Annotated in this window: 4 protein-coding genes and 1 pseudogene; 3 read left to right on the forward strand and 2 right to left on the reverse strand. The window is 33.5% G+C overall.

Translation table 11 applies throughout. The annotated features are described in order from the left end of the window. The 3 genes from AB4Y90_RS17075 to AB4Y90_RS17085 form a co-directional block, all read left to right on the forward strand. Positions 1–501: YaaA family protein (locus tag AB4Y90_RS17075; protein ID WP_441558767.1), on the forward strand; the 501-nt coding region annotated here is incomplete at its 5' end. Continuing rightward, positions 501–1,457, forward strand: coding sequence for a N5-glutamine methyltransferase family protein (locus AB4Y90_RS17080; protein WP_441558768.1), 957 nt, complete (start codon positions 501–503; stop codon positions 1,455–1,457). The genes AB4Y90_RS17075 and AB4Y90_RS17080, both read left to right, overlap by 1 nt. A 92-nt stretch (positions 1,458–1,549) precedes the next feature. Then, a complete protein-coding gene (locus AB4Y90_RS17085; RefSeq protein WP_441558769.1) occupies positions 1,550–1,999 on the forward strand; it encodes a hypothetical protein in 450 nt (149 codons plus the stop codon). A gap of 75 nt (positions 2,000–2,074) precedes the next feature. Here AB4Y90_RS17085 and AB4Y90_RS17090 read toward each other — a convergent pair. Together AB4Y90_RS17090 and AB4Y90_RS17095 are read right to left on the reverse strand one after the other, a co-directional pair. After that, a pseudogene (locus AB4Y90_RS17090) lies at positions 2,075–2,727 on the reverse strand (rhomboid family intramembrane serine protease). 5 nt (positions 2,728–2,732) lie between these two features. Beyond that, a partial coding sequence (locus tag AB4Y90_RS17095) for a hypothetical protein (RefSeq protein WP_441558770.1) occupies positions 2,733–2,944 on the reverse strand: 212 nt, incomplete at its 5' end.

A 2,944-nucleotide genomic window follows, 5' to 3' on the forward strand; every position in this document is an offset into this window, starting at 1 on the left:
GTGTATCGCGGACTTGATGCAAAAACATTAGACAAAGCTGCGGTTGATTATCTTCAGAAAAACTACAGAATTCTTTCCGGTTTGTACGGTTTATTGAAACCTTCCGACAAAGTAATGCTCTACCGCCTCGAAATGGGTAGAAGTTTTGAATTTGAAAACAACAAAAATCTTTATGATTTCTGGACAGAGAAAGTGACAGAACAACTCAATTCTGAAATGAAGAAAAATGAAATTCTTCTGAATCTGGCGAGTAATGAATATGTAAAAGTTGTCGACAGGAAAAAACTTAATCATAAGGTTGTAGATTTTGATTTTTATGAAATGAAAGATGGAAAGCCCAAAACAATTGTAGTTTATACAAAACATGCAAGAGGTTTGGTGGTGAGATTCTGTGCAGAAACCAATGCAAAAACATTGAATGACGTAAAAGCATTCAACTATGAAGGCTACAGAATTGATGAGGAAAAATCGACAGATACCAAACTCGTTTTTACAAGATAATGACATTATCACAGCTTAAAAAGAATTTCTCAGAATCGCTTTCAGATATTTACTCAGATTCTGAAAGTACATTTATATTTCAGATTTTTACTGAACAGATTTTAGCATTAAACACCTTTCAGCAAAGACAATCTGCAGATCTGGAATTGTCTAATGAAAATATAAACAGATTTCAGCAAATTATTTCAGAATTAAAAACCGGAAAACCTTATTTGCAGATTCTGGGCGAAACCGAATTTTACGGAATGAAGATTTTTGTAGATGAAAATGTTTTGATCCCACGTCCGGAAACGGAGGAACTGCTGGAGTTTGCTATTAAAAAGATTGGAGATACGAGATACGAGATACGAGATACGAGATTCGGACTCAGAGATTCGGACTCAGAAATTCGGGATGTGAATAACCCTGATTTTTCGGAAGAAAAAAACTCTCAAACTCTCCGACTCTCCGACTCTAGCCTCAAAATCCTGGACATCGGAACCGGAAGCGGAATTATTCCATTGGTTTTAAAAAAGCATTTTCCGGAAGCAGAAGTTACTTCGATAGATTTTTCTGAAAAGGCTTTAAATACAGCAAAAAGAAATGCAGATCTTCATCAGCTTGAAATCAATTTTATTCATGCGGATTATTTAAGTTTAGATTTAAATAAAAATTTTGATGTAATAATCTCAAATCCGCCTTACATCGGGATTGATGAAGAAAACGAGATCGCAGATTCTGTAAAAGAATTTGAGCCTAAAATGGCATTGTTTTCACCCACTTCAGATGCTTTGATTTTCTACAGAAAAATTGCAGAAGATTCTAAGAAATACCTGAATGAAAACGGATTATTATTTTTGGAAATCAATCAGAAATTAGGAAAAGAAACTTTAGAATTGTATCAAAATACATTTAGAGAAGCAGAATTGATTAAAGATCTGAGCGGAAACGACCGTTTTATTTTTGGAATTAAATAGGTTAAAAAAAATTCATATAAAGTTAATTGTAATCAAAATCTCTATTATTTTTTATATTCTTAATTTTATCTCACCAAACAAAAATTATTTTTATGAAAAATTTAATGAAGAGCGCTCTGCTTACTTGCGGAGTCTTATTTACGATTACCAGCTGTACTAACGATGCGACAACTCTGACAGATTCTGAAATGAATCTTGGCAATAAAACTGAGAACAGCAAAAAACAACAAACTTATCAGCTAAAAGTAGGTACTTCCCAAAACGGAGTAAACTATATGAGCGGAGCTTATGACATGGGCGGAATTTATGCAACCAATGTTAATACAGGTGATGTTTATGACGGATATATCACTTATTCTGGCGGATTTGCAAAGTTACCAGGATATTTTTATGATCTTCCCGAAGGAACTTACGAAATCTCTGCTTATCAGGGACAAGGAGGATGGGTTGGTTACGGTTCTACTACGATTACATTAACGCCATCTTATATTGGACAAGACGGTTTTGTGAATGTTTATATTCCGATTGCCTGGGCTGAATAATAATTATCAAGAAAATAAAAAAGACTGTTTTTTTTTAATAGAAAACAGTCTTTTTTTATTTTAGCTTAAAAAATTCTAATTGATTCTTTTTCTTACAAATATTTCGTACGCTAAATAAATCAGCGGGAGCGACATGATTCCTATAAATAATGAATTATGAATTGCACTTTGTGGCTGATTGATTACAGCATAAATCAATCCAAAAAAAGCACCTCCCAAATGCGCTGCATGTCCTAAATTATCCCATTGCTTGGGATTGAGCATCATGTAAACAGAATAACTGAAATACAATAATCCAAATACAAAACCCGGAATTGGAATAGGAATAAAGAAAAAATAAATTCCGATCTGTGGCATTAATGCTATTGCCGCAAACAAAATCCCGGAGACTCCACCACTCGCTCCGATTGCAGAATACCATGGCTGTTTTTGGTAAATAAATAATGAAAAATATTTCCCAAAAGAATAGAACCGAAATAGATGATAAGAAATCCTACATTTCCAAATCCTTGTAAAATTACAGGACCGAAGAAATACAATGTCATCATATTAAACAATAAATGCATGATATCTGCGTGCAGAAATCCGGCAGAAAGTATTCTTACATATTCTTTTCTGTGCTGAATTGCTCCAACATTAAATTTATATTTTTCAAATATTTGCTGATTATTAAATGCAATAAAACTTATAATTGCCGTAATCGCAATAATTATAATAATGATACTCATATTTTCTAATTTTCATTTTCACCACCATCAAACAGATCCCCGATTGTTCCGCCTTCATCATCTCCCGAAGGTATAAAATCCGGTTCTTCGTAGACTTCCGGCTCCTCTTCTTCAGGTTCAGGAATGGTGATGTTGATATTTTTAACTTTAAATTTCGTAAACTGGTTTCCGATCGCTTTTATTCCTTTCACGGCAATAAACTCATCTATGTTGATAG

It is taken from the genome of Chryseobacterium sp. 2TAF14 (assembly GCF_052115105.1).
Classification (GTDB): domain Bacteria; phylum Bacteroidota; class Bacteroidia; order Flavobacteriales; family Weeksellaceae; genus Chryseobacterium.